At 33.8% G+C, this 24347-nt stretch carries 18 protein-coding genes; all 18 read left to right on the top strand.

Translation table 11 applies throughout. The features are described 5' to 3' along the window. The first annotated feature begins 104 nt into the window (after positions 1-104). A complete protein-coding gene (gene sucC / locus FH144_RS02150; RefSeq protein ID WP_242313481.1) occupies positions 105-1271 on the top strand; it encodes an ADP-forming succinate--CoA ligase subunit beta in 1167 nt (388 codons plus the stop codon). Between the two features lie 21 nt (positions 1272-1292). Further along, on the top strand, positions 1293-2198 hold the full coding sequence (gene sucD / locus FH144_RS02145; protein ID WP_242313480.1) for a succinate--CoA ligase subunit alpha: 906 nt from the start codon (positions 1293-1295) through the stop codon (positions 2196-2198). 288 nt (positions 2199-2486) lie between these two features. Then, positions 2487-3350: a DNA-processing protein DprA gene (gene dprA / locus FH144_RS02140; RefSeq protein WP_242313479.1), complete on the top strand. Its 864-nt coding sequence runs from the start codon at positions 2487-2489 to the stop codon at positions 3348-3350. A gap of 198 nt (positions 3351-3548) precedes the next feature. Further along, positions 3549-5618, top strand: coding sequence for a type I DNA topoisomerase (topA, locus tag FH144_RS02135; protein WP_242313478.1), 2070 nt, complete (start codon positions 3549-3551; stop codon positions 5616-5618). A gap of 25 nt (positions 5619-5643) precedes the next feature. Then, entirely contained in the window at positions 5644-6951 is a 1308-nt protein-coding gene (trmFO, locus tag FH144_RS02130; protein ID WP_242313477.1) for an FADH(2)-oxidizing methylenetetrahydrofolate--tRNA-(uracil(54)-C(5))-methyltransferase TrmFO, read from the top strand. Positions 6952-7093: 142 nt separating this feature from the next. Further along, the gene (xerC, locus tag FH144_RS02125) at positions 7094-7987 is read left to right on the top strand and encodes a tyrosine recombinase XerC (protein WP_242313476.1); all 894 of its coding nucleotides are present in this window, start codon (positions 7094-7096) and stop codon (positions 7985-7987) included. Continuing rightward, complete coding sequence (gene hslV / locus FH144_RS02120; RefSeq protein WP_242313475.1) at positions 7988-8533, top strand: ATP-dependent protease subunit HslV; 546 nt, start codon at positions 7988-7990, stop codon at positions 8531-8533. A 59-nt stretch (positions 8534-8592) separates the two neighbouring features. Then, positions 8593-9999: an ATP-dependent protease ATPase subunit HslU gene (gene hslU, locus FH144_RS02115; protein WP_242313474.1), complete on the top strand. Its 1407-nt coding sequence runs from the start codon at positions 8593-8595 to the stop codon at positions 9997-9999. A gap of 21 nt (positions 10000-10020) precedes the next feature. Further along, entirely contained in the window at positions 10021-10794 is a 774-nt protein-coding gene (gene codY, locus FH144_RS02110; protein WP_107507617.1) for a GTP-sensing pleiotropic transcriptional regulator CodY, read from the top strand. A gap of 261 nt (positions 10795-11055) precedes the next feature. Then, entirely contained in the window at positions 11056-11844 is a 789-nt protein-coding gene (gene rpsB, locus FH144_RS02105; RefSeq protein WP_119525872.1) for a 30S ribosomal protein S2, read from the top strand. A 266-nt stretch (positions 11845-12110) separates the two neighbouring features. Then, complete coding sequence (gene tsf, locus FH144_RS02100; RefSeq protein ID WP_198611317.1) at positions 12111-12989, top strand: translation elongation factor Ts; 879 nt, start codon at positions 12111-12113, stop codon at positions 12987-12989. A 135-nt stretch (positions 12990-13124) separates the two neighbouring features. Beyond that, on the top strand, positions 13125-13847 hold the full coding sequence (gene pyrH / locus FH144_RS02095; RefSeq protein ID WP_107507614.1) for a UMP kinase: 723 nt from the start codon (positions 13125-13127) through the stop codon (positions 13845-13847). A gap of 16 nt (positions 13848-13863) precedes the next feature. Next, complete coding sequence (gene frr, locus FH144_RS02090; protein WP_107507613.1) at positions 13864-14418, top strand: ribosome recycling factor; 555 nt, start codon at positions 13864-13866, stop codon at positions 14416-14418. Positions 14419-14778: 360 nt separating this feature from the next. After that, a complete protein-coding gene (locus FH144_RS02085) occupies positions 14779-15549 on the top strand; it encodes an isoprenyl transferase (protein ID WP_242313473.1) in 771 nt (256 codons plus the stop codon). A 3-nt stretch (positions 15550-15552) separates the two neighbouring features. Further along, positions 15553-16335, top strand: coding sequence for a phosphatidate cytidylyltransferase (locus FH144_RS02080; protein WP_242313472.1), 783 nt, complete (start codon positions 15553-15555; stop codon positions 16333-16335). A gap of 216 nt (positions 16336-16551) precedes the next feature. Further along, positions 16552-17838 carry an RIP metalloprotease RseP gene (rseP, locus tag FH144_RS02075; RefSeq protein ID WP_242313471.1) on the top strand — a complete coding sequence of 429 codons (1287 nt, stop codon included), beginning with the start codon at positions 16552-16554 and terminating at the stop codon, positions 17836-17838. Positions 17839-17856: 18 nt separating this feature from the next. Next, on the top strand, positions 17857-19557 hold the full coding sequence (locus tag FH144_RS02070; protein ID WP_242313470.1) for a proline--tRNA ligase: 1701 nt from the start codon (positions 17857-17859) through the stop codon (positions 19555-19557). Positions 19558-19876: 319 nt separating this feature from the next. After that, complete coding sequence (locus FH144_RS02065) at positions 19877-24187, top strand: PolC-type DNA polymerase III (RefSeq protein WP_242313675.1); 4311 nt, start codon at positions 19877-19879, stop codon at positions 24185-24187. Positions 24188-24347 lie beyond the last annotated feature (160 nt).

Below are 24347 nucleotides of genomic sequence, written 5' to 3'. Positions count from 1 at the left end.
AATTTTAAATTTATTGGCAAAAGTGGAACACTTTCAGTTTACAATAGCGCTTTCATTTTCTATAATTGTAGATGAACTTAACCTAAGAAACAGGAGGATGGAAGATGAATATCCACGAGTATCAAGGTAAAGAAATATTTCGTTCAATGGGCGTAGCTGTTCCAGAAGGACGAGTTGCATTTACTGCTGAAGAAGCGGTGGACAAAACGAAAGAATTAAATTCAGAGGTTTATGTGGTAAAAGCACAAATCCACGCTGGGGGTAGAGGTAAAGCAGGTGGAGTTAAGATTGCTAAGTCACTATCTGAAGTTGAAACTTACGCGAACGAATTATTAGGGAAACAATTAGTAACACATCAAACAGGTCCAGAAGGTAAAGAGATTAAACGACTTTATATCGAAGAAGGCTGCGATATTCAAAAAGAATATTATGTAGGTTTTGTTATCGACCGTGCTACAGATCGCATTACTTTAATGGCTTCTGAAGAAGGCGGTACTGAAATTGAAGAAGTAGCCGCTAAAACACCAGAGAAAATATTTAAAGAAACAATTGATCCAGTGGTAGGTTTATCACCTTACCAAGCACGTCGTATTGCTTTTAACATCAATATTCCTAAAGAATCAATTAATAAAGCAGCGAAATTTTTAATTTCATTGTATAACGTATTTATTGAAAAAGATTGCTCAATTGTCGAAATCAATCCACTAGTAACTACTGGTGAAGGGGAAGTATTAGCATTAGATGCTAAGATTAATTTCGATGATAATGCTTTATTTAGACATAAAGATATTCAAGAATTACGCGATTTAGAAGAAGAAGATCCAAAAGAAATTGAAGCATCTAAATATGACTTGTCATACATCGCTTTAGATGGCGACATTGGTTGTATGGTTAATGGTGCCGGTTTAGCAATGGCAACTATGGATACAATCAACCATTTTGGTGGAAATCCAGCGAACTTCCTAGACGTAGGTGGCGGCGCTACTAAAGAAAAAGTTACTGAAGCATTTAAAATCATCTTAGGCGATGACAATGTTAAAGGTATCTTTGTAAATATTTTTGGTGGAATCATGAAATGTGACGTTATTGCCGAAGGTATTGTAGCAGCAGTTAAAGAAGTAGAATTAACTTTACCATTAGTTGTACGTTTAGAAGGTACAAACGTTGAACGTGGTAAAGAAATCTTAAACGATTCAGGATTAGCAATTGAACCAGCAGCAACAATGGCTGAAGGCGCACAAAAAATTGTTAAACTTGTTAAAGAAGCGTAAGGAAAGGATGGGAACACTAAGATGAGTGTATTTATAGATAAGAATACTAAAGTAATAGTACAAGGTATCACAGGGTCTACTGCCCTTTTCCATACAAAACAAATGCTTGATTATGGTACACAAATTGTCGCAGGGGTAACACCAGGTAAAGGTGGACAAGTTGTAGAAGGTGTACCAGTATTTAATACTGTAGCAGAAGCTAAAGAAGAAACTGGCGCTAACGTATCAGTCGTATATGTACCAGCTCCATTTGCCGCAGATTCTATTTTAGAAGCTGCTGATGCTGAATTAGATATGGTTATTTGTATTACTGAACATATCCCAGTAGTCGATATGGTTAAAGTTAAACGCTATTTAGAAGGTAGAAAAACACGTTTAGCTGGACCAAACTGCCCAGGTGTAATTACTGCAGATGAATGTAAAATTGGTATTATGCCAGGATATATTCATAAAAAAGGTCATGTCGGCGTTGTATCTCGTTCTGGTACATTAACTTATGAAGCTGTACATCAATTAACTGAAGAAGGTATCGGCCAAACGACAGCAGTAGGTATTGGCGGAGACCCAGTAAATGGTACAAACTTTATTGACGTTCTTAAAGAATTTAATGAAGATGAAGATACTAAAGCAGTAGTAATGATCGGTGAAATCGGTGGTACTGCTGAAGAAGAAGCAGCTGAATGGATTAAAGCAAATATGACTAAACCTGTAGTAGGCTTCGTTGGAGGTCAAACTGCTCCTCCAGGTAAACGTATGGGTCACGCAGGTGCAATTATTTCTGGTGGTAAAGGTACTGCAGCTGAAAAAATTAAAACATTAAATGAATGTGGCGTTAAAACTGCAGATACACCTTCAGAAATTGGTACTACATTAATTGAAGCAGCTAAAGAAGCTGGAATTTACGAACAACTATTAACAGTTAAATAATAAAGAATTAGTTAATATTAGGCTGAAGTACTCATTTGAGTGTCTCAGCCTTTAATATGTCGATAATTAATGAAATTAAATATGTATTTAAAGCGTTCTTCTAATGATTTAAAGTTCAATTGCATTGAGAGGAAAAATTTAAAGACAAGTAAATAAAAAAGTTAACATAAGTATAGTAAGTAGAATACTTATTAAATTTAGATTTAATTTTAAAAGATTTTGTATAATAAATGAAATGTCACTCCTAATATTTAACGCTATAATTATCTAAAAGGAGAAGACCACATAATGAATAATGACCACTTATTATTAAAGATGGTATGGGCTGGTTATTCAACACAACAAGTACATCATCTTTTGAAACTATACCCAGAACTTTTAACATATTCATATAGAGATCAGTTAGATACTTTGAAGTCTTGGGAACAGCTATACAGTCGTAAAAAATTGATAGATTATGTTAGTAACCTTAAAGTAAATGAAATCTTAACTTATCTAAAGAAACACAATATTAATTTCCTAACTTCGCTTGATTCCTTATATCCTTCCTTACTTAAAGAAATTTATGATTATCCTTTGATACTATTTTACAGAGGGAACCCCCAATTATTTAAAACAACATATACTTTAGGCGTAGTTGGTTCACGTAATGCCACAACTTATTCCGATAATGCACTAAGATATTTATTTTCCCAATTTACTACACATCTCCCGCTTACCATCGTTTCTGGACTTGCTATTGGGGCTGATAGTCTGGCACATTACTACGCATTAAAATATAATCTTCCTACGATAGCTGTTCTAGGCTATGGGCATTTAAAACATTATCCAAAAGAAACTCTAAAATTACGCAATATAATTGAAGAAAAAGGATTAGTGATTAGCGAATATCCTCCATTTAAAAACATAGCAAGATATCATTTTCCACAGCGTAACCGTTTAATTAGCGGGCTTTCACGAGGTGTACTGATTACAGAAGCAAGAATTAAGAGTGGCAGTCAAATCACCATTGATTCCGCAATCGAACAAAATAGAAATGTATATGTGCTACCAGGATCGATGTTTAACCCTCTTACAAAAGGAAATTTGTTGAGAGCGCAAGAGGGTGCTATGATCGTTTCAGAAGCGGAAGATATTTTATGCGATTATTAATATTAGTTATTTCTATAAAATCTTTATTTCAATATAATTGGTATTTCTCCATATGAAGTATATAGTTATTTTATATTTGAGAAATTAATTTGTTTTTCAATTAGAAAAGGAAGGCAATAGAATTTAATTATTGACAAAAACAAAATTAACCGTTTATCATTTATCTTTAGTAACTGAAAAAGCAAGGGGGAATTCACTTTGGCAGATAATTTAGTCATAGTTGAGTCGCCTGCAAAAGCTAAAACCATTGAAAAGTATTTAGGTAAAAAATATAAAGTTATAGCTTCTATGGGACATGTACGCGACTTACCGAGAAGTCAAATGGGTGTCGATGTAGAAGATAATTATGAACCAAAATATATTACAATACGCGGTAAAGGTCCAGTCGTAAAAGACTTAAAAAAATATGCAAAGAAAGCTAAAAAAGTATTTCTTGCAAGTGACCCCGACCGTGAGGGTGAAGCGATTGCTTGGCATTTATCAAAAATATTAGAACTTGATGATTCAAAAGAAAACAGAGTTGTATTTAATGAGATAACAAAAGAAGCAGTTAAAGAAAGCTTTAAACATCCACGAGATATTGAAATGGACTTAGTAGATGCGCAACAAGCGCGTCGTATTTTAGATAGATTAGTTGGTTATAACATTTCTCCAGTACTATGGAAAAAAGTTAAAAAGGGCTTATCAGCAGGGCGTGTTCAATCAGTCGCATTAAGATTGGTTATTGATAGAGAAAACGAAATTCGCAACTTTAAACCAGAAGAATATTGGTCAATTGAAGGCGAATTTAGATACAAGAAATCAAAATTTAGTGCCAAATTTTTACATTATAAAAATAAGTCTCATAAATTAAAAAATAAAAAAGACGTAGAAAAGATTATGGCCGAACTTAATGGTGACGAATTTGAAATCACTAATGTTAATAAGAAAGAAAAGACTAGACAACCGGCAAATCCTTTTACTACTTCTACATTACAACAAGAAGCGGCTCGTAAATTAAATTTTAAGGCCCGCAAAACAATGATGCTTGCTCAACAATTATATGAGGGTATTGACCTTAAAAGACAAGGTACGGTAGGTTTAATTACTTATATGCGTACTGATTCAACACGTATCTCTCAAACAGCCAAAGATGAAGCTAAAAACTATATTCAAGATAAATATGGTAATGATTATGTTTCTCATAGAACAGCTAAAGGTAAACAAGGGGATCAAGACGCTCACGAAGCGATTCGTCCATCAAGTACGCTACGTACACCAGACGAAATGAAAGCATTTTTAACTAGAGATCAACATCGTTTATATAAATTAATTTGGGAACGATTTGTAGCTAGTCAAATGGCTCCAGCAATTCTAGACACAGTTGCTTTAGATGTCACACAAAACGACATTAAATTTAGAGCAAATGGTCAAACTATTAAATTTAAAGGCTTTATGACTTTATACGTGGAAACAAAAGACGATAAAGAAAACGATAAAGAGAATAAATTACCAAATTTAAGTGAAGGTGATAAGGTTACTGCAACTCAGATTGAACCTGCACAACACTTTACACAACCGCCTCCACGTTACACTGAGGCTCGCTTAGTTAAAACATTAGAAGAGTTGAAAATTGGACGACCTTCAACGTATGCGCCAACTATCGATACTATTCAAAAGCGTAACTACGTTAAATTAGAAAGTAAACGTTTCGTACCTACAGAGTTAGGTGAAATTGTGTATGAACAAGTAAAAGATTACTTCCCAGAAATCATTGATGTGGAATTCACAGTTAATATGGAAACGTTATTAGATAAGATTGCAGAAGGCGATATCGGTTGGAGAAAAGTAATCGACAATTTCTATGGTAGTTTTAAATTAGACGTTGAACGTGCTGAGGAAGAAATGGAAAAAGTAGAAATTAAAGATGAACCTGCAGGAGAAGATTGTGAAGTATGCGGTTCACCTATGGTTATTAAAATGGGACGCTATGGTAAATTCATGGCATGTTCTAACTTCCCAGACTGTAGAAATACTAAAGCGATTGTGAAAACAATAGGCGTGACTTGTCCAAAATGTAAAGACGGAGATGTAGTCGAAAGAAAATCTAAGAAAAATAGATTGTTCTATGGTTGTTCAAACTATCCAGAATGCGACTTTATTTCATGGGATAAACCAGTTGGTCGTGATTGTCCTAAGTGTAATCACTATCTTATGGAGCATAAAAAAGGCCGTAGCTCACAAGTTATTTGTTCAAACTGTGATTATAAAGAAGAAACTCAAAAATAGATAAATTAATTTAAGGAGGGGAATTATGGATCAACCTGTTAATGTAGTAGGTGCAGGGCTAGCTGGATCGGAAGCAGCATATCAATTAGCTCAACGAGGTATCAAAGTTAATTTAATTGAAATGCGACCTGTTAAACAAACACCAGCTCACCATACTGATAAATTTGCTGAACTTGTATGTTCAAATTCATTACGTGGTAATGCACTTACAAATGGTGTAGGCGTACTAAAAGAAGAAATGCGCCGTTTAGATTCATTAATTATTGCCGCTGCTGATAAAGCAAGAGTACCAGCGGGCGGAGCACTTGCAGTAGATAGACATGATTTTTCTGGCTATATTACTGAAACGTTAAGAAATCACCCTAACGTTACTGTTTTAAATGAAGAAATTCATAGTATTCCAGAGGGTTATACAATTATTGCTACTGGACCACTAACTACTGAAAATTTAGCTAAAGAAATTGTAGATATTACTGGTAAAGATCAATTGTACTTTTATGATGCAGCTGCCCCAATTATTGAAAAAGACTCAATTGATATGGACAAAGTGTATTTAAAATCACGTTATGACAAAGGCGAAGCAGCTTATCTAAACTGTCCTATGACAGAAGAAGAATTCAATCGTTTCTATGATGCGGTATTAGCTGCTGAAGTAGCGCCGGTTAATGAATTTGAAAAAGAAAAATACTTTGAAGGTTGCATGCCTTTTGAAGTTATGGCGGAACGTGGTCGTAAAACACTATTGTTTGGTCCAATGAAACCTGTAGGTCTTGAAGATCCTAAAACAGGAAAACGCCCATTCGCAGTAGTTCAATTAAGACAAGATGACGCTGCTGGAACTTTATATAATATCGTTGGTTTCCAAACTCATTTAAAATGGGGCGCGCAAAAAGAAGTTATTCAATTAATCCCAGGTTTGGAAAATGTAGATATCGTCAGATATGGCGTAATGCATAGAAATACATTCATTAACTCTCCAGATGTATTAAATGAAAAATACGAATTAATTAATGAGAAAAGAATTCAATTTGCAGGGCAAATGACTGGAGTTGAAGGCTACGTAGAAAGTGCAGCAAGTGGACTTGTTGCAGGTATTAATTTAGCTCATAAACTTCAAGGTAAAGGCGAAGTGATTTTCCCAAGAGAAACAATGATAGGTAGTATGGCTTATTATATTTCTCATGCTAAAAATGAAAAAAACTTCCAACCTATGAATGCTAACTTTGGTTTATTACCTTCACTTGAAAAACGTATTAAAGATAAAAAAGAACGCTATGAAGCACAAGCCAATAAGGCCTTGGAATATTTAGAAAACTATAAAAAAACTCTATAACTTTATAAAATAATTAAATCAATTTTTTAAAAATTATTTCGATATTTTGAATAATTCTCAAAAGATTTTGAATTCTATAGCTAATTATTTTAGTCCCCTTTATGTTATATGCTACAATGCATATGATGGAGGGGATTTTTAAGTGAAAGAAATCCAAGAGATATTTTTAAATATGCTCAAAGTTGAAAGAAATTTCTCTGCCCATACGCTTAAGTCATATCATGATGACTTAATACAATTTAATCATTTTTTAGATCAAGAATTATTAAATTTAAAAACATTCGAGTATAAAGATGCAAGAAATTACTTAAGCTTTTTATATTCTCAAAATTTGAAACGTACCACTGTATCTAGAAAAATTTCGACATTAAGAACGTTCTATGAATTTTGGATGACACAAGATGAATCAGTGGTTAATCCTTTTGTTCAGTTAGTCCATCCTAAAAAAGAACAATACTTACCTCAATTTTTCTATGAAGAAGAGATGGAAGAATTATTTAACACTGTAGCAAAGGATTCTAAAAAAGGATTACGTGACAGAGTTATCTTAGAATTACTTTATGCTACGGGAATCCGTGTTTCAGAGCTTGTAAATATAAAATTAAGTGATATCGACATGTCCTTACCTGGTGTGAAAGTATTGGGAAAGGGTAATAAAGAGCGTTTTGTTCCTTTCGGAGAGTTTTGTCGCCAAAGTATTGAACAATATTTAAACGAGTTTAAACCTGTTCAACATGCGCGACATTCTTTTTTGATTGTAAATATGAAAGGTGAAGCGATAACTGAAAGAGGAGTTAGACATGTACTTAATGATATAGTGAAACGGACGGCTGGCGTGACGGAGATTCATCCCCATAAGCTAAGACACACGTTCGCTACACATTTACTAAATCAAGGTGCAGACTTAAGAACCGTTCAGTCTCTATTAGGTCATGTGAATCTCTCTACAACAGGAAAGTATACACATGTATCTAATCAACAATTACGTAAAGTATATTTAAATGCACATCCTCGAGCGAAAAAGGAGAGTAAATAAATGAGTAATACATCATTACATGCTACAACAATTTATGCTGTTAGACACAACAGTGAAGCAGCAATGGCTGGCGATGGCCAAGTTACACTTGGTGAACAAGTCATTATGAAACAAACTGCCCGTAAAGTGAGAAGGCTATACGAAGGTAAAGTTTTAGCTGGATTTGCTGGAAGTGTAGCTGATGCGTTTACTTTATTTGAGAAGTTTGAAACCAAATTACAACAATTTAGCGGTAACTTAGAACGTGCAGCAGTCGAGCTTGCTCAAGAATGGCGAGGAGATAAGCAATTACGTCAACTTGAAGCAATGTTAATTGTTATGGACAAAGACGCCATATTAGTTGTAAGTGGTACTGGTGAAGTAATAGCGCCTGACGATGATCTCATTGCTATTGGGTCAGGAGGCAACTATGCTTTAAGTGCTGGTAGAGCCTTGAAACGTCATGCTTCTCAAATGTCAGCTAAAGAAATGGCATATGAAAGTTTAAAAGTAGCATCAGATATTTGCGTCTTCACAAATGATAATATTATCGTGGAAACGCTATAATTTTCTAAAAATGAGAAATGAATAGAAATGGACATACATTTAGTTGGAGGTAAACATTGATGGATGCAATCGGTATAAAATTAACACCTAAAGATATCGTATCTAAATTGAATGAATACATTGTTGGTCAAGACGACGCTAAACGTAAAGTAGCTATCGCATTAAGAAATAGATATAGAAGAAGTCTTCTTGACGAAGAAACTAAACAAGAAATCGCACCTAAAAATATCTTAATGATTGGCCCAACAGGTGTAGGTAAGACTGAAATAGCACGACGCATGGCTAAAGTTGTAGGAGCTCCGTTCATTAAAGTGGAAGCAACTAAATTTACTGAAGTAGGTTATGTCGGACGTGACGTTGAAAGTATGGTAAGAGATTTAGTTGATGTTGCAGTAAGATTAGTGAAAGATCAAAAGAAAGCGCTAGTTAAAGATGAAGCAATTAATAAAGCTAATGAAAAATTAGTGAAATTATTAGTTCCTAGCATGAAGAAAAAGGCATCACAAAATAGCAATCCATTTGAGTCTTTATTAGGAGGCGCTATTCCTAACTTCAATAATAATAATGAAGAAGAGGAAGAAGAAGCACCTACTGAAGAAATTAAAACGAAACGCTCTGAAATCAAACAACAACTTTTAGATGGTAAACTTGAAGAAGAGAAAGTTAAAATTAAAGTTGAGCAAGATCCAGGCGCTTTAGGTATGCTTGGCACTAACCAAAATCAACAAATGCAAGACATGATGAACCAATTAATGCCTAAGCGTAAGGTTGAACGTGAAGTGCCAGTTAAAACGGCACGTAAAGTTTTAGCTGATGACTTTGCTGACGAATTGATAGACCAAGAAACAGCTAATCAAGAAGCTTTAGAATTAGCTGAACAAATGGGTATCATCTTTATCGATGAAATTGACAAAGTAGCAACAAATAATTCTAATAGTGGCCAAGACGTTTCTAGACAAGGTGTTCAAAGAGATATCTTGCCAATTCTCGAAGGTAGCATGATTCAAACTAAATATGGTACTGTAAATACTGAACACATGCTATTTATCGGTGCTGGAGCTTTCCATGTTTCAAAACCAAGTGATTTAATTCCAGAATTACAAGGACGTTTTCCAATTAGAGTTGAGCTTGAAAGCTTAACAGTTAATGATTTCTATAGAATTTTGACAGAGCCTAAGTTATCACTTATCAAGCAATATGAGGCTCTACTTAATACTGAAAATGTAACTGTGAACTTCTCAGAGGAAGCGATTACAAGATTAGCTGAAATAGCTTATCAAGTAAATCAGGACACTGATAATATTGGAGCACGTCGTTTACACACTATTTTAGAAAAAATGCTTGAAGATTTATCGTATGAAGCACCAAGTATGCCAAATGCGGTTGTAGATATAACACCACAGTATGTTGATGATAAGTTGAAATCTATTTCAACTAATAAAGATTTAAGTGCATTTATCTTATAATATATATAAAGGAGAAATTTTATGAGCTTATTATCTAAAACTAGAGAACTTAACACATTATTACAAAAACATAAGGGCATCGCGGTAGATTTTAAAGACGTTGCTCAAACAATCAGTAATGTTACAGTAACAAATGTATTTATTGTTTCGCGTAGAGGCAAAATTTTAGGTTCAAGTTTAAATGAACTTTTAAAAAGTGAACGAATTAATGAAATGTTAGAAAGTAAGCACATTCCAAGTGAATACACTGAATTATTAATGGACGTTAAACAAACAGAATCTAACATTAATATTGATAACGAATTAACTGTATTCCCACCTGAAGACAGAGACGCATTCACTAGTAGCCGTACTACAGTCTTTCCAATTCTTGGTGGAGGAGAAAGATTAGGTACATTAGTACTTGGTCGTGTCAAAGATGACTTCAATGAAAATGATTTAGTCCTTGGCGAGTATGCAGCAACAGTTATCGGCATGGAAATTTTACGTGAAAAGCATAATGAAGTTGAAAAAGAAGCACGTGATAAAGCGGCTATTACAATGGCAATCAACTCACTTTCATATTCAGAAAAAGAAGCTATTGAGCATATCTTTGAAGAATTAGGTGGCAATGAAGGTCTACTTATCGCATCTAAAGTAGCGGATAGAGTGGGCATCACACGTTCAGTAATTGTAAATGCACTACGTAAATTAGAAAGTGCAGGTGTGATTGAATCTCGATCCTTAGGTATGAAAGGTACATTCATTAAAGTGAAAAAAGAAAAATTCTTAGATGAATTAGAACGTAATAAATAATATTAAAAGTTAGTAAATAATACTATTTCTAATTATATATTGAACTGCTGAGAAGGAAAGTTACCATCAGCAGTTTTTATTCTGATTAAATTCATTTTTGTAATAAAATAAATGATTGCACTATAAGCAGTTATATGATAATATTATTGACGGCTATAAAGCCAATACACACATAATAAATGTATATATAAAGGGTGCAATAAATATTGTCTTTATATTAGTTTGTTATGGAGGTAAAAAACCAATAGGAGGAATTTTATTATGGCAGTAATTTCAATGAAACAATTACTAGAAGCTGGTGTTCACTTCGGCCACCAAACACGTCGATGGAACCCAAAAATGAAAAAATACATCTTCACTGAAAGAAATGGTATCTATATCATTGACTTACAAAAAACAGTGAAAAAAGTTGAAGAAGCTTATAACTTCATTAAACAAGTATCAGAAGATGGCGGTAAAGTCTTATTCGTTGGTACTAAAAAACAAGCACAAGAATCAGTTAAAGCTGAAGCAGAACGTGCTGGACAATTCTACGTTAACCAAAGATGGTTAGGCGGAATTTTAACTAACTATAAAACAATTTCTAAACGTATTAAACGTATTTCTGAAATCGAAAAAATGGAAGAAGACGGTTTATTCGACGTTTTACCTAAAAAAGAAGTTGTTGAACTTAAAAAAGAATATGACCGTTTAATCAAATTCTTAGGCGGTATCCGTGATATGAAATCTATGCCTCAAGCAATCTTTGTAGTTGACCCTCGTAAAGAGCGTAACGCAATTGCTGAAGCACATAAATTAAATATTCCAATCGTTGGTATTGTTGACACTAACTGTGATCCAGATGAAATTGATTACGTTATCCCAGCAAACGATGATGCTATTCGTGCCGTTAAATTATTAACTGGTAAAATGGCTGACGCTGTCTTAGAAGGTCAACAAGGTATTTCTAACGATGAAGTAGCTGCAGAACAAAACATCGATTTAGATGAAAAAGAAGAAACTCAAAAAGCAGAATCAACTGAAGACAATACTACTGTTGAATCAAACTAAGATATAGTTTAAATGGGTGATAAGATGTAATGCTTATCGCCCTTTTTTCAAATAATTAATTAAATGATTAAACTTAGATAAATGACTTAATACTTTGAAATGTTGCCTGTTTATAAAGCGGTAATTTAATTAAAAGATTAAAATCATATCTAAGGATAAAAACAACTTTAAAAAATAATAATAGAGTATTGGAAATTATAGTACCTTTAATGGTAATATTTAGGTATCATCTATTATTACAATTAGAAATATTGGAGGAATAATTAATGGCAATTTCAGCAAAACTTGTTAAAGAATTACGTGAAAGAACTGGCGCTGGTATGATGGATTGTAAAAAAGCGCTAACTGAAACTGATGGTGACATCGATAAAGCGATTGATTACTTACGTGAAAAAGGTATCGCTAAAGCAGCTAAAAAAGCTGACCGTATCGCAGCTGAAGGTTTAGTACATGTAGAAGTAAAAGGTAATGAAGCTGCTATCGTTGAAATTAACTCTGAAACAGACTTCGTTGCTCGTAATGAAGGTTTCCAAGAATTAGTTAAAGAAATTGCTAACCAAGTTCTTGAAAGCAAAGCTGAAACAGTTGAAGCTTTATTAGAAACTAAATTATCTAACGGTAAAACAGTTGACGAAAGAATGAAAGAAGCTATCTCAACTATCGGTGAAAAATTAAGCATCCGTCGTTTTGAAGTAAGAACTAAATCAGACAACGATGCATTCGGCGCTTACTTACACATGGGTGGACGTATTGGCGTATTAACTGTTGTTGAAGGTTCTTCTGATGAAGAAGCTGCTAAAGATGTTGCTATGCACATCGCGGCAATTAGCCCTAAATATGTTTCTTCAGACCAAGTAAGTGAAGACGAAATCAACCACGAAAGAGAAGTATTAAAACAACAAGCATTAAATGAAGGTAAACCTGAAAATATCGTTGAAAAAATGGTAGAAGGTCGTTTACGTAAATATCTTCAAGAAATTTGTGCAGTTGACCAAAACTTTGTTAAAGATCCAGATCAAACAGTTGAAGCTTTCTTAAAATCTAAAGGTGGAAAACTTGTTGACTTCGTACGTTATGAAGTAGGCGAAGGAATGGAAAAACGTGAAGAAAACTTCGCTGATGAAGTTAAAGGACAAATGAAATAATCTGTCAACATTATTAAACAAGAAAGAAGGCACCTTTGAGGTTTTCTACTATAAAGTTTACTTTATGTTAGGAGACGCGTCTGTGTCTTCTTTACTTGTATAATTACATATTTTTACAATAGAGAGGAAAAAACAATGGCGCAAACTTCTAAATATAAACGTGTAGTATTAAAACTTAGCGGTGAAGCACTTGCTGGTGATAAAGGCTTCGGTATTAATCCAATTATCATTAAAAGTGTAGCGAAACAAGTTGCTGAAGTAGCTAAAATGGACTGTGAAATTGCTGTAATCGTCGGTGGCGGTAATATTTGGAGAGGCAAAACTGGTAGTGATTTAGGTATGGACCGTGGAACAGCTGACTACATGGGCATGCTTGCTACAGTTATGAATGCTCTAGCATTACAAGATAGTTTAGAACAATTAGAATGTGATACACGCGTATTAACTTCAATTGAAATGAAACAAGTTGCTGAACCATATATTCGTCGTCGTGCTATCCGACACTTAGAAAAGAAACGTGTAGTTATCTTTGCAGCAGGTATCGGTAATCCATATTTCTCTACTGACACAACTGCAGCTTTACGTGCAGCAGAAGTAGAAGCTGATGTTATATTGATGGGTAAAAATAATGTTGATGGTGTTTATTCAGCAGACCCTAAAGTAGATAGTAACGCAGTTAAATATGAACATTTAACACATATCCAAATGTTACAAGAAGGTCTACAAGTTATGGATTCAACAGCCTCATCATTCTGTATGGATAATAATATTCCTTTAAATGTCTTCTCAATTATGGAAGAAGGAAATATTAAACGTGCAGTAATGGGCGAAAAAATAGGTACATTAATAACTAAATAATTAGAGGTGTAAAATTATGAGTGACATTATTCAAGATACTAAAGCTAGAATGAGTAAATCTATTGATAACTTATCTCGTGAATTAGCTAATATTAGCGCGGGTAGAGCTAATTCAAATTTATTAAGCGGTGTTACAGTTGACTACTATGGTGCACCAACACCTGTTCAACAATTAGCAAGTATCAATGTTCCTGAAGCACGTTTATTAGTCATTTCTCCATATGATAAATCATCTGTTTCAGATATTGAAAAAGCAATCAATGCTGCTAACTTAGGCGTTAACCCAACTAGTGATGGTGAAGTTATCCGTATAACAGTACCTGCATTAACAGAAGAACGTCGTAAAGAGTTAGTAAAAAACGTTAAAAAAATTGGTGAAGATGCTAAAGTTTCTATTCGTAATATCCGTCGTGACATCAACGACCAATTGAAAAAAGACGAAAAAAATGGCGACATTACTGAAGACGACTTAAGAAGTCAAACAGAAGATGTTCAAAAAGCGACTGATAATTCAATTAAAGAAATTGATCAACTAGTTGAAGACAAAGAACAAGATATTATGTCTGTTTAATGAAATCGACAGTAGCATTTATTTTTAATAATGTATAAGAGTGTGAAACAAATATGTTTAGAATTTGACAAGAATCAACCCTTTATTCGAGTACAAAATCAGTCTTAAAGTTTTGTCAGAATAGGGAGTGAGATTCGGCTTAAATTCTACTTATGAGAGACTTTGAATTAGTTTTTCGAAGTATCAATTATTAGTGTTCACGTCTCAATAAATTATTTTAGTCTAAACTGTACCAATTCAGACTTTGGTACAGTTTTTTAATTTGCTTATTCAATGCCATTATCGAGTATGATAAAATGATAGATGATTTCTTAAATAATTAATATAATAACAGAGATGATCAGGCTCGGAGGAAAGACCATGTTTAAAAAGCTAATAAAAAGAAATAAGACTAAAATCAGTCAGAACGATGATTTAGATTTACATAATTTACCTGAACATGTAGCGATTATCATGGACGGAAATGGACGTTGGGCTAAAAAGCGTAAAATGCCAAGAATTAAAGGTCATTATGAAGGTATGCAAACAATCAAGAAAGTAACTCGAGAGGCTAGCGATTTAGGCATTAAATATTTAACTTTATACGCTTTTTCAACTGAAAATTGGTCTAGACCTGAAAATGAAGTTAATTATATCATGAATTTACCTATTAATTTTTTAAAAACTTTTCTACCAGAACTAATAGAAAAAAATGTTCAAATAGAAACCATTGGATTTTTAGATGCAGTACCTCAATCAACGATTGAAGCTATAGAACATGCCAAAGCGAAAACTAAAGATAACACAGGGTTGAAATTAATATTTGCCATTAATTATGGTGGACGAGCTGAACTTGTTCAAAGTATGAAATCAATTTATGATGAGCTTCAAAATAATGGTCAAACTAGTGACGACATCGAGGAATCAATGATAACGAAACATTTAATGACGCATCCATACCCAGATCCTGAATTATTAATTCGTACTTCTGGAGAACAACGTATTAGTAATTTCCTTATTTGGCAAACTTCTTACAGTGAATTTATCTTTAATGAGAAGTTATGGCCAGACTTTGATGGTGAAGAATTCAGAAAATGTTTAAAAATATATCAATCTCGCCAAAGACGCTTTGGAGGATTAAGTAAGGAGTAGCGTATGAAAGTAAGAACTTTAACCGCAATTATTGCGTTAATAATTTTTCTGCCTATTTTATTAAAAGGCGGAACTATTTTAATGTTATTTGCTTACCTATTAGCATTAATTGCCTTAAAAGAACTTTTGAATATGAATATGATTAAATTTCTTTCTGTGCCCGGTATATTTAGTGCGGTTGCATTAATCATTATTATGTTGCCACAAGATGCCGGTCATTGGGTAAATGATATTCAATTAAAAAGTTTAGTAGCAATGAGCTTTATATTGCTTAGTTATACTATACTTTCTAAAAACAGATTTAGTTTTATGGATGCAGCATTTTGTTTAATGTCAGTAGCATATGTAGGTATAGGATTTATGTATTTCTATGCAACACGCTCTGATGGTTTACACTATATCCTTTATGCCTTTTTAGTTGTATGGCTTACGGATACGGGAGCATATATCTTTGGCCGTTTAATGGGAAAACACAAACTTTGGCCAGTGATTAGTCCAAATAAAACAATAGAAGGTTTTATTGGCGGGTTGATTTGTAGTTTAATCGTGCCATTAGTTATGTTGTTCTTCGTAGATTTTCATCTAAACATTTGGTTATTATTAATTGTAACAATCATCCTAAGCATGTTTGGACAATTAGGTGATTTAGTTGAGTCAGGTTTCAAACGTCATTTTGGTGTAAAAGATTCTGGACGTATTTTACCTGGTCATGGTGGCATACTCGATCGTTTCGATAGTTTTATGTTCGTCTTGCCATTACTCAACATTTTATTAATACAAATGTAGTAAGAATTTAACGTTCTGTTTATATATGAAAAAAGTATAATGATATAATTGAGGAGTTATTGAGTTCACATTTGACTAGATTTACTAGATAATGTAATTCTTAACTCCTTTTCTTAAAAATAAAATTCTTGAATAATTCGACTAAATAATACATAATCTACATCATTCAAAAAGAAGAATAGTTGTAGAAAAATAAAGTTAAATGAGGTGTGGCATGTGAGTTATTTAATCACGATTGTCTCATTTATTATCGTATTTGGTGTACTTGTGACAGTACATGAATATGGTCATATGTTTTTTGCCAAACGTGCAGGAATTATGTGTCCAGAGTTTGCGATTGGTATGGGACCGAAAATATTTAGTTTTCGTAAAGACGAAACGTTATACACTATCCGTTTATTGCCCGTAGGTGGTTATGTAAGAATGGCTGGAGATGGATTAGAAGAGCCTCCGGTTGAACCGGGTATGAGTGTTAAAATTAAATTAAATGATCATGATGAGATTACACATATCATTTTAGATGACCAACATAAATTCCAACAAATTGAAGCAATTGAAATAAAAAAATGTGATTTTAAAGATGATTTATATATAGAAGGCATTACCTCATATGACAATGAACGTCATCATTATCCAATCGCTAAAAAAGCTTATTTTGTTGAAAATGGTAGTTTAATACAAATTGCACCTAGAAATCGTCAGTTTGCCCATAAAAAACCGTTGCCGAAATTTTTAACATTATTTGCAGGTCCATTATTTAATTTCCTACTAGCAGTAGTGTTATTTATAGGTTTAGCTTATTATCAAGGGACGCCAACTTCAACAGTAGGAAAGTTAGCAGATAATTTTCCATCTCAAAAAGCAGGATTAAAAACAGGCGACAAAATTGTCCAAGTAGGCAATCATAAAGTTGATGATTTTGACGCAATCCAATCAGCAATGAAAGACATCAAAGATAATAAAACGACTATTAAAGTTAAAAGAGATAATCAAACAAAATCATTTGATATTACGCCTAAAAAACAAGTCATTAAAAAAACGAAATTAAATTCTGAAACGAACTATGTGTTAGGTTTCCAACCTCAAAGAGAACATACTATAGTTAAACCGCTTGCTCTCGGTTTTAGTCAATTTATTGATGCAAGCACGTTAATATTCTCAGCTGTAGGCGGTATGATAGCGAGTATTTTCACAGGTAATTTCTCATTCGATATGTTAAATGGGCCGGTTGGCATTTATCATAATGTGGATTCAGTAGTGAAACAAGGCATTATAGCGTTGACATATTATACGGCATTGCTAAGTGTAAACTTAGGTATTATGAATTTATTACCTATTCCGGCACTAGACGGTGGTAGAATTCTATTTGTAATTTATGAAGCGATTTTCAGACGTCCAGTTAATAAAAAAGCTGAAACAGCAATCATTGCTGTTGGTGCATTATTTGTAGTCATTATTATGATATTAGTAACTTGGAACGACATACAACGCTATTTCTTATAGATTTAGGAGGATAAAGATATGAAACAATCGAAAGTATTTATACCAACGATGAGAGAAGTGCCTGCTGAAGCAGAGGCACTAAGTCACCAATTATTATTAAAAGCAGGTTTGATTAAGCAAAGTACAAGTGGGATTTATAGCTATTTACCACTTGCAACGCGCGTATTAAATAATATTTCTAGAATTATTCGTGAAGAAATGGAACGTGTTGATGCGGTTGAAATCTTAATGCCTGCGCTACAACAAGCAGAATTATGGGAAGAATCAGGACGTTGGGGAGCTTATGGCCCAGAATTAATGCGTTTAAAAGACCGTAATGGACGAGAATTTGCTTTAGGACCTACACATGAAGAAGTAGTGACATCAATTGTGCGTGATGAACTAAAATCATATAAACGATTACCACTTACTTTATTCCAAATTCAATCTAAATTCCGTGATGAACAACGTCCACGTTTTGGGCTATTACGTGGTCGAGAATTCATTATGAAAGATGCGTATTCATTCCATGCTGATGAAGCATCATTAGACCAAACATATCAAGATATGTATAACGCTTATAGCCTTATCTTCAAACGTGTAGGTATCAATGCTCGTCCAGTTGTAGCTGATTCCGGAGCAATTGGTGGTAACCATACACACGAATTTATGGCCTTAAGCCAAATCGGTGAAGATACGATAGTGTTTAGTGAGTCTAGTGATTATGCAGCTAATATTGAAAAAGCAGAAGTAGTTTATCACCCTAATAAAAAACATACTGAAATAGCTGAACTTGAAAAAATTGCTACACCTAATGTGAAAACGGCTCAAGAATTGGCTGACTTTTTAAATCGTCCTCTTGATGAAATTGTAAAAACAATGATTTTTAAAATTGATGGCGAATTTATTATGTTCTTAGTTCGTGGACACCATGAATTAAATGAAGTGAAAGTAAAAGCACATTTTGGTACAGATAATATTGAAATGGCAACTCAAGATGAAATAGTGAACTTATTAGGCGCACATCCAGGTTCACTTGGACCAATTCATGATAATGATATTAAAATCTATGTTGATAATTATGTAAAAGATTTAAATAATTTAGTCGTAGGTGCAAACGAAGATGGCTATCATTATGTTAACGCTAATATAGAGCGCGATTTCAATATTGATGAATACGGTGACTTCCGCTTCATTCTAGAAGGTGAACAATTAAGTGACGGTTCAGGCGAAGCTAAGTTTGCCGAAGGTATTGAAGTCGGACAAGTCTTTAAATTAGGTACTAAGTATTCAGAATCTATGAATGCAACATTCCTAGATAATCAAGGTAAGGCACAACCATTAATCATGGGTTGTTATGGTATAGGTGTATCTAGAACATTAAGTGCCATTGTTGAACAAAACAACGATGAAAATGGTATTATATGGCCTAAATCAGTGACACCATTTGACTTACATTTAATTACGATTAACCCTAAAAAAGAAGAACAATTAGAATTAAGTAATCAATTATATTCACAATTGCAACAACAATATGATGTGCTTTATGATGATCGTCAAGAACGAGCAGGCGTTAAATTCAATGATGCAGATTTAATTGGTTTACCAATTCGTATTGTCGTAGGTAAACGAGCTGCAGAAGGTATTGTTGAAGTGAAAGTGCGTCAAACTGGCGAAAGTGAAGAAGTGCATATTGATGACCTTTCTAAACATGTAGCTTCTTTATATGAGAACTTATAACTATATATAAATAAGCGCAGTCTGGAATATTTTATTATAAGATGTTCTAGACTGCTTAATTTTAGCAGTAACCGAGTGTAATGAAAGTGAATTTCTATGGTTGTTATTATAATAAGAGAGCGTGAAATCTTGAGCATTAAGTTGGATTTCTTTGGCGCTCTCTTTTCTTTTTAAAAAGTTAAAAAGATTAAACGTCATCTATGAAAAAATTAGAACAGAGTAGTATAATATAAAGCAAGTTTGCAAATAGCAGATCACAAAAAGAGAAAGAAACAAGCGAAGTAATTAGTAAGAAATAAGGTGGTTATCCATTGTGGCAATGACAAGTCAGGAAAAATTTAGAGTTCTCGCAGAACAAATTAAAATGTCTGACCAATTAGATAAAGAGATAATTGAACAAGGCGAGTTAACTCGAGTAAATGTATCAAATAAAAATAGAACATGGGAATTTCAAATTACATTGCCTTACTTTCTTTCAAATGAAGATTATTTAATCTTTACAAATGCAATTACTGAAGAATTTAAAGAAATTGCAAAAGTAGACTGGCATTTTACAATTCAAAATACAAGTAACCAAGATGAGCATGCTTTAAAATATTTTGGTCATTGTATCGAACATACGGCATTATCTCCTAAAGTTAAAGGTCAGCTTAAACAAAAGCGTTTAATTATGTCAGGTAATGTATTAAAAATTATAACGTCTAATGATATTGAGCGAAATCATTTCGATAAAGTATGTAACGGCAGTTTAGTTAAAGCTTTTCAAAAATGTGGTTTCAATATAGATAAAGTAGTATTTGAAACGGATGATTCAAGTTCAGATGATGACTTAGCCTCACTAGAAGCACATATTCAAAAAGAAGATGAGAAAAGCGCGAGAGAAGCTACTGAAAAAATAGAAAAGATGAAAGCTGAAAAAGCGAAACAACAAGATAATAACGAAAGCAACGTTGATAAATGTCAGATTGGTAAACCAATTCAAGTTGAGAATATTAAACCAATCGAATCAATCATTGAAGAAGAATTTAAGGTAGCTATTGAAGGTGTTATCTTTGATATTAACTTAAAAGAATTAAAAAGTGGTCGTCATATCGTAGAATTAAAAGTTACTGACTATACGGACTCTCTTGTTTTAAAAATGTTCACACGTAAAAACAAAGATGATTTAGATCATTTCAAAGCCTTAAGTGTAGGTAAATGGGTACGTGCTCAAGGCCGTATTGAAGAAGACACATTTGTTCGTGATTTAGTTATGATGATGTCTGATATTGAAGAAATTAAAAAAAGTCCAAAACAAGATAAAGCAGAAGAAAAACGCGTAGAATTCCACTTGCACACTGCTATGAGTCAAATGGACGGTATTCCAAACATCGGCGCTTATGTTACTCAAGCGGCTAATTGGGGTCATAAAGCAATTGCTGTAACTGACCATAATGTAGTTCAAGCCTTCCCTGACGCTCATAGTGCGGCTGAAAAGAATGGTATTAAGATGATATACGGTATGGAAGGTATGTTAGTAGACGATGGTGTACCAATCGCGTATAAACCTACAGACCGTAATTTAAAAGAAGCAACCTATGTCGTGTTTGACGTCGAAACTACTGGATTATCAAATCAATACGACCAAATTATCGAATTAGCAGCCGTTAAGGTGCACGATGGTGAGATTATTGATAAATTCGAACGTTTTAGCAATCCACATGAAAAGTTATCAGAAACAATTATTAACCTAACGCATATCACTGATGACATGTTAACCGATGCACCAGAAATTGATGAAGTACTTACTGAATTTAAAGAATGGGTAGGAGATGCTATATTCGTAGCTCATAACGCTTCATTCGATATGGGCTTCATCGACACAGGATATGAACGCCTTGGCTTCGGTCTATCTACTAACGGGGTTATTGATACACTTGAACTATCACGTACGATTAATACTGAATATGGTAAGCACGGATTGAATTTCTTAGCTAAAAAGTATGGTGTCGAACTTACTCAACACCATAGAGCGATTTATGATACTGAGGCTACTGCTTATATTTTCATAAAAATGGTTCAACAAATGAAAGAACTTGGTGTGACGAACCATAAAGATATCAATCAAAAACTTACTAATGAAGATGCGTATAAACGTGCGCGTCCTACACACGTAACTTTGATTGTACAAACACAAGAAGGCTTAAAAAACTTATTTAAAATTGTTAGTGCATCACTAGTTAAATATTATTATCGAACACCTAGAATTCCGCGTTCATTGCTAAATGAATATCGTGAAGGCATTTTAGTCGGTACAGCTTGTGATGAAGGTGAACTCTTTACAGCTGTGATGCAACGTGACCAATCAGAAGTTGAAAAAATTGCTAAATACTATGACTTTATTGAAGTTCAACCGCCTAAACTTTATCAAGATTTAATCGACCGTGAGTTAATTCGAGATACCCAAACGTTATATGAAATATATGACCGTATCTTGAAAGCTGGAGAGAGTACAGGCATCCCAGTTCTAGCCACAGGTAATGCTCATTATCTATATGAACATGACGCTATAGCTCGTAAGATATTGATTGCCTCTCAACCTGGTAATCCACTTAACCGTTCAACTTTACCAGAAGCACATTTCAGAACGACTGATGAAATGTTAGATGAATTCCATTTTCTTGGTGAAGAGAAAGCGTACGAAATTGTAGTAAAAAATACGAATGAGTTAGCTGATCGTATTGATAAAGTCATACCGATAAAAGATCAACTATATACGCCACGTATGGATGGAGCAAACGAAGAAATACGTGAATTAAGCTATTCTAATGCGAAGAAATTATATGGTGAAGATTTACCACAAATTGTTATTGATCGTTTAGAAAAAGAACTAGCAAGTATTATCGGAAATGGATTCTCTGTTATTTATTTAATTTCACAACGACTTGTTAAAAAATCATTAGATGATGGTTACCTCGTAGGATCACGTGGTTCTGTAGGTTCAAGTTTTGTAGCGACGATGACAGAAATTACCGAAGTTAATCCGCTTCCACCACATTATATTTGTCCTAATTGTAAAACAAGTGAATTCTTCGATGACGGTTCTGTAGGCTCAGGATTTGATTTACCGGATAAACAATGTAGCACATGTGGCGCTGATTTAATTAAAGAAGGACAAGATATCCCGTTCGAAACCTTCTTAGGATTTAAAGGAGATAAAGTTCCCGATATCGATTTGAACTTTAGTGGGGAATATCAACCTAACGCACATAACTATACGAAAGTATTATTCGGAGAAGATAAAGTTTTCCGTGCTGGTACAATCGGTACCGTTGCTGAAAAGACTGCATTCGGTTATGTAAAAGGATACCTTAATGATCAAGGTATTCATAAGCGTGGCGCCGAAATTGATCGTTTAGTTAAAGGATGTACTGGTGTTAAACGTACAACAGGTCAGCACCCTGGTGGTATTATAGTTGTTCCAGATTATATGGATATTTATGACTTCACACCAATTCAGTACCCAGCGGACGATCAAAGTGCTTCATGGATGACAACGCACTTCGATTTCCATTCCATCCATGACAATGTATTAAAACTTGATATACTAGGGCACGATGATCCTACGATGATACGTATGTTACAAGATTTATCTGGTATTGATCCAAAGACGATACCTGTTGATGATAAAGAAACAATGCAAATCTTTAGTAGTCCTGAAACATTAGGTGTCACTGAAGAAGATATTCTATGTAAAACTGGAACGTTTGGAGTGCCTGAATTTGGCACAGGATTCGTTCGTCAAATGTTAGAAGATACGAAACCTACTACGTTCTCTGAACTTGTTCAAATTTCAGGTTTATCTCACGGTACAGACGTATGGTTAGGTAATGCTCAAGAGTTAGTTCGTTCTGGAATATGTGATCTATCAGGAGTAATCGGTTGTCGTGATGATATTATGGTTTACTTAATGTATGCTGGATTAGAACCTTCAATGGCCTTCAAAATAATGGAATCAGTACGTAAAGGTAAAGGGCTAACAGATGAAATGATTGAAACAATGAAGGAAAATAATGTACCGGATTGGTATTTAGATTCATGTCTTAAAATTAAATACATGTTCCCTAAAGCCCATGCGGCTGCTTATGTCTTAATGGCAGTACGTATAGCTTACTTTAAAGTACATCATCCTTTATATTATTATGCGTCTTATTTCACAGTTCGTGCATCAGATTTCGATTTGATTACTATGATTAAAGATAAGGAAAGCATTAAAAATACAATTAAAGATATGTATTCTCGTTATATGGAGTTAGGTAAAAAGGAAAAAGACGTTTTAACTGTATTGGAAATTATGAATGAAATGGCGCATAGAGGTTTCCGTATGCAACCAATCAGTCTTGAAAAGAGTCAAGCATTCGACTTTATTATTGAAGATGATACGCTTATTCCACCATTTATTGCAGTACCAGGTCTTGGTGAAAACGTAGCGAAACGTATTGTTGAAGCACGTGAAGACGGTCCATTCTTATCAAAAGAAGATTTAAATAAAAAAGCGGGCTTATCACAGAAAATAATCGAGTATCTAGATGATTTAGGTTCTTTACCTGATTTACCAGATAAAGCACAACTTTCAATTTTTGATATGTAATTAAAATTTGAAATAATTTATATCTAAGCGCATCAGTTCACATAAGTGAAAGGCCTTAATTTGTTTAACAAATTAAAGTGTGATATACTTATAATGCGTAAAAAATTAGACTCAGGCAGAAAGAGTGGGCATATACCCGCTCTTTTCTATTTGCCAAAAA

The organism is Staphylococcus sp. acrmy, assembly GCF_022690565.1.
Classification (GTDB): Bacteria; Bacillota; Bacilli; order Staphylococcales; family Staphylococcaceae; genus Staphylococcus; species Staphylococcus caledonicus.
This window is presented reverse-complemented; position numbering and strand designations above follow the sequence as displayed.